Below are 4321 nucleotides of genomic sequence, written 5' to 3'. Positions count from 1 at the left end.
GCCTTCGAGACCGCGGAGAGCTGGGTGACCACCGCGGTGCAGTCCTTGCCCTCCTCGATCATCCTGACCACGGCGGCCAGCTGGCCCTGCGCTCGGCGCAGACGGTTCAGCACCGGCGTCATGTCCTCGGGCTTCAGTTCGACCACGACAGCTCCTCGAATAACCCACACGCCCCGAATCGGGCAGCAGTCAATTCTACCCCGTGGGGTATCCCATCAACCATGAGAGAGGCCACACCAATGGACGTCACACCTCAGCAGACCGCCCAGGCGCTCGGCGCCGGAACCCAGATCGTCGACGTGCGCGAAGCCGACGAGCTCGGCGACGGCGTGATTCCCGGCGCCCGGCACATCCCGCTCGGCGAGCTGCGCTCCCGCCTGGGCGAACTGGACCCCGCCGTTCCGGTGATCGCGGTCTGCCGCAGCGGGCGGCGCAGCGGCGCCGCGGCCGACCAGCTCGCCGCTGCGGGCTTCAGCGCCGACACGATGGCCGGCGGCATGCTCGCCTGGCAGGCCGCCGGCCTGCCCACCGCCTGACCGCCCCTCCTCCCCGGGTGCGCCGGAGACCGGCCCACCGGCAATCCAGATCGAAAGAAGCGATGACCGAGAGCACAGCAACCATGCCCGCCACCGTCGACCCCGCCACCCTCAAGGAGTGGGCTGCCCGGCACGACGACCTCATGGTCGTCGACGTCCGCAGCGGAGCCGAGTTCGACTCCCTCCACATCAAGGGCTCCTACCACGTGCCCCTTCCCCTCCTGAGCGAGCACACCGAGGAGTTCGCCGAACGGCTCGGGACCCGCGTCGTCCTCGTCTGCCAGTCCGGCGCCCGGGCCGAGCAGGCGCAGCAGCGGCTCGCTGCCGTCGGGCTCCCCACGGTGAGCGTGCTCGAAGGCGGCGTGCCCGCCTTCGCCGCCGCCGGGGGCGAAGTCGTGCGCGGCGCCCAGACCTGGGCCCTGGAGCGGCAGGTGCGCATGACGGCGGGCTCCCTGGTCCTGGCGGGCATCCTCGCCGGCCGCTTCGTCTCCCCACGTCTCCGCCTCGTCGCCGGCGGCGTAGGCGCAGGCCTGGCCTTCTCCGCCGCGACGAACAGCTGCGCCATGGGACGGATGCTCTCCTGGATGCCGTGGAACCGCTCCGCGGGCGAGCCGACCGCGCACCAGGCCCTCCAGAGGCTGCGGGACGCGGCATGATCCTTCCCGCCCTGGCATTCGGCGCCGTCGTCGGCGGCCTCCTCGGCCTGGTCGGCGGGGGCGGGTCCATCCTCGCCGTCCCCGCCCTCGTCTACGGGGTCGGGCTGCCGCTCGCGGCCGCCATCCCCGGCTCCCTCGTCGTCGTCGGGGCCTCCTCCGCCGTCGCCGTGCTCCCAAGGATCCGGCGAGGCGTGAACTGGCGGCTCGCCCTCATCATCGGGGCCGCCGGGACCGCGACAGCCTACCTCGGCGCCGCAGTGAACAGGGTCCTGGACCAGAAGGTCCTCCTGCTGGCCTTCGCGGCGATCATGGTCGGCGCGGGCATCCGCATGCTCCGACGCACGGAGGCCATGGGCGGCTCCTGCGCCCTCCCCGAGGGCGGGGTGAACTGGCGCAGCTGCCTCCCCAAGGCCATCCTGACCGGGGCCGTCGTCGGGTTCCTCACCGGGCTCCTCGGAGTCGGCGGCGGCTTCCTCATCGTCCCCGCCCTGGCCCTGGTCCTGGGACTGCCCATGGCCCTGACCGTCGGGACGTCCCTGGTCATCATCGTCATCAACTCCCTCGCGGGCCTGGCCGCCCACCTCGGGCAGATGCACTTCGACTGGGCCGTGATCGGCGCGTTCGCCGTCGCGGCGATGGCCGCCTCCATCGCCGCAGGCCGCCTCGGACGGCGGCTTCCCGAGCACGCCCTCAAACGCGGCTTCGCCGGACTGGTCCTGCTGGTCGCCGTCTACGTCGCGATCCAGGCCCTCACACGCTAGACCCCCACAACCCAACCCCCAGAAAGCCGAAACGAAGGAGAAAACCAATGTGCCGTCAGGTCACCTGCAGGAAATGCGGGAAGCTCACCTGGGCCGGCTGCGGCCAGCACGTCCAGCAGGTCATGCGGGGCGTCCCGAACTCGCAGCGCTGCCAGGGCCACGAGAACGAGCCCAGCGCCCTCGGGTCGTTCTTCTCGCGCCTCCTCGGGCGCTGAACCCGACAGAATCGGAACTGCCCAGAGCGGCAGCCTGCCCGTCCTCCGTGGTCCGCTTGGCAGCACCCGCCAGCGGACCACGGACGCCACCCCCCGCACAGGACACCGGGCAAGGACCTTGCCACCCGCAAAGCGGGCTGTGAGGGCGGTCCACAGCGAACACAAGGAAGACCTACCATGTCATACACCCACTCCCTCACAGTGGCCCAGCCGTACGCGCGCGCCCTCGAACTCGTCCGGTCCGCGCTGGCCGAGCAGGGCTTCGGCATCCTCTCCGAAATCGACGTCAGGGCAACCTTCGAAGCCAAGCTCGGCCCTGCCGCAGCCGAGGAGCTCGGCGACTACACGATCCTCGGGGCCTGCAACCCTCCGCTCGCCCGACGTGCCCTCGCAGCAGAGCCCGAGCTTGGGGCGCTGCTGCCCTGCAACGTCGTCGTCCGCAGGAAGCCGACCGAGGACACCACGATCGTCGAAGCCATCGACCCCCAGACCATGGTCCAGCTCAGCGGCACCCCGGCCGTGCGCGAAATCGCTGAGGACGCCGATTCCCGGCTCCGCTCGGCGCTCTCCGCCCTCCGGGAAGGCGACGCTGCCGGCGAAGCCGTCTGAGTCCCGCCTCCCCCGGAGTCCTGACGGGCGTCGACTTCTCGGTGGTCACGGTCGCCGGAGGAGTAGCCGTAGACCCAGCCGGGAGATGGGGGAGATCACCGCTGGCAGCCCAACGCCGCTTCTCTCAGATGTGCTCCCCGTACCCCAGCCACGGCCGCGCTTTCGGTGAGCCCTTGGCCAGCGGCCTGCGCCGGCGCTAATGCCGGCCTCCATTTCGCTCCGGAGCGCCTGGGCGGCGCGAGCGCCGCGCTGCCGAGTCGAGCTGGGCCCGGAGCTCGTCCAGGGCGCTCCGGGGCTCGGCCCCCCGGGGGCCGATGGGTGGCTGCCGCGGGACCAGTGTCGTCACGACCGCCCCGGACGCCTTCAGAGGCGGGCAGGGCCTGCTGCGGCGCCGTTTGATGCGTGCTGTCGAAGAGAAAGAAGCCCCAGCTCGCCCAGGGTGGCCAGATAGGTCGCCGTCGGCGATCAGCGACATGCTCGCAAGCACTTGGTCGAGGCTCCGAAACGACCTGCGCGCCGCTTTCGCGCAGACCGCTCGCGGCGATGGCCGGGATTGACACCCCGGCGGGCACCCCTTCTTTCCTGCCGGCGCCTTCCTCGCTACCTCCACTGGCCTCGCGAAAGCCAAGCGTGGAACATGCCGTGGTTGTGCGCTGAAGCCCCAGGCTTGCGGACACGGGAAGCCGCAGCCGCAGCCGCAGAGCCCGTTCCCCTTGCGTGGTTCCCTCGCCTGAGAGAGCTCACGCGGAGCTGGAATCGGAGGGGGCGGAGACGGGCATGAAGACGCGCATCGTGGAGGGGCCGCGGTTCGCCCACTGGTAGTAGGGGATGAGAGGGATGGCCTGCGGGCCGGCGAGACGCTCTTCCTCCGGTTCCGGTCCGAAGGGCCACGGCTGTTCCTTGACCCTGCTGAGGTAGCCGGTGACGACTGTGGTTTCGCCCTCCGTGTGCGGGGCCTGGTCGGTGAGGATGCGCAGCCCCTCGGGGTCGGCATGGCCGGGGAGGTCGGTGGATTCCGCGCACAGGACGAGGGGGCCGCGCTCGACGGCGACGGTGCCGCGGACCGCGTCGATTCGGGGGTCGGCGCGGACGAACCGGGGCTCGAGGGGCAGGTCGAGTTCGATCGTGTCGCCGGGGACGAAGGCGCGCCTGAGGGCAGTCAGCCCTGGTCGGACCTGCCGGACGGTGCCGTTGAGGGTCAGGCGCGCCCGGTGGCCGGCCCAGGCTGGGATGCGGAGCCCCAGTTCCCATTCGCCTCCGGTCTCCCCGAGGACCTCGATCCGCACCGCCCCGTCGCGGGGGTAGCCCGAGGTGATGCGCAGGTCGACTTTGCGGCCGTCGCCGAGCTCGGTGCGGATGCGGGAGTGGGCGTACTGGTGGAGCTGGATGCCGTCTTCGGTCCTGGTGGCGATGTAGGCCGCGAGCGAGGCGAGGGTGCGGGCGACGTTGGTGGGGCAGCAGGAGACTTCGAACCATGGGGCGCGCAGGCTCGAGGCTGCGCGGGGGCTGGCCCGGTCGGGGGCTGGAGGGGTGCCTTCCTCGCG

The 4321-nt window shown here is 71.6% G+C and carries 6 protein-coding genes and 1 pseudogene; 5 read left to right on the top strand and 2 right to left on the bottom strand.

What is annotated here, in order from left to right; genetic code table 11:
- Window positions 1-122: metal-sensitive transcriptional regulator (locus tag LK10_RS03760; protein WP_043120264.1), on the bottom strand; the 122-nt coding region annotated here is incomplete at its 3' end.
- A 117-nt stretch (window positions 123-239) separates the two neighbouring features.
- On the opposite strand from LK10_RS03760, the gene LK10_RS03755 reads away from it, so the two are divergent.
- The 5 genes from LK10_RS03755 to LK10_RS03740 all read left to right on the top strand — a co-directional run bounded on the left by LK10_RS03755 (window position 240) and on the right by LK10_RS03740 (window position 2777).
- Complete coding sequence (locus tag LK10_RS03755; RefSeq protein ID WP_156144017.1) at window positions 240-536, top strand: rhodanese-like domain-containing protein; 297 nt, start codon at window positions 240-242, stop codon at window positions 534-536.
- A gap of 62 nt (window positions 537-598) precedes the next feature.
- Window positions 599-1192: a rhodanese-like domain-containing protein gene (locus LK10_RS03750; RefSeq protein ID WP_043120261.1), complete on the top strand. Its 594-nt coding sequence runs from the start codon at window positions 599-601 to the stop codon at window positions 1190-1192.
- Window positions 1189-1953 (top strand): sulfite exporter TauE/SafE family protein, encoded by a 765-nt coding sequence (locus tag LK10_RS03745; protein WP_043120259.1) that lies wholly within the window; start codon window positions 1189-1191, stop codon window positions 1951-1953. The genes LK10_RS03750 and LK10_RS03745 overlap by 4 nt, the downstream gene beginning before the upstream one ends.
- 47 nt (window positions 1954-2000) lie before the next feature.
- Window positions 2001-2168, top strand: a complete 168-nt coding sequence (locus tag LK10_RS21700) for a hypothetical protein (protein WP_156144016.1) — start codon at window positions 2001-2003, stop codon at window positions 2166-2168.
- Window positions 2169-2345: 177 nt separating this feature from the next.
- Window positions 2346-2777, top strand: a complete 432-nt coding sequence (locus LK10_RS03740; protein ID WP_043120258.1) for a DUF302 domain-containing protein — start codon at window positions 2346-2348, stop codon at window positions 2775-2777.
- Between the two features lie 740 nt (window positions 2778-3517).
- Here the strand turns inward: LK10_RS03740 and LK10_RS03735 are convergent.
- A pseudogene (locus LK10_RS03735) lies at window positions 3518-4321 on the bottom strand (beta-L-arabinofuranosidase domain-containing protein); the annotation flags it as partial.

Origin of the sequence: Sinomonas humi (assembly GCF_000802235.1) — a bacterium.
In the GTDB taxonomy this organism is placed as follows: domain Bacteria; phylum Actinomycetota; class Actinomycetes; order Actinomycetales; family Micrococcaceae; genus Sinomonas; species Sinomonas humi.
Note: the sequence above shows the minus strand (reverse complement) of the source record. Positions and strands in the feature narration are given on the sequence as shown.

Coding starts and splice junctions, on each gene's coding strand:
- LK10_RS03755 (WP_156144017.1), top strand. CDS start 240: ATGGACGTCACACCTCAGCAGACCGCCCAGGCGCTCGGCGCCGGAACC.
- LK10_RS03750 (WP_043120261.1), top strand. CDS start 599: ATGACCGAGAGCACAGCAACCATGCCCGCCACCGTCGACCCCGCCACC.
- LK10_RS03745 (WP_043120259.1), top strand. CDS start 1,189: ATGATCCTTCCCGCCCTGGCATTCGGCGCCGTCGTCGGCGGCCTCCTC.
- LK10_RS21700 (WP_156144016.1), top strand. CDS start 2,001: ATGTGCCGTCAGGTCACCTGCAGGAAATGCGGGAAGCTCACCTGGGCC.
- LK10_RS03740 (WP_043120258.1), top strand. CDS start 2,346: ATGTCATACACCCACTCCCTCACAGTGGCCCAGCCGTACGCGCGCGCC.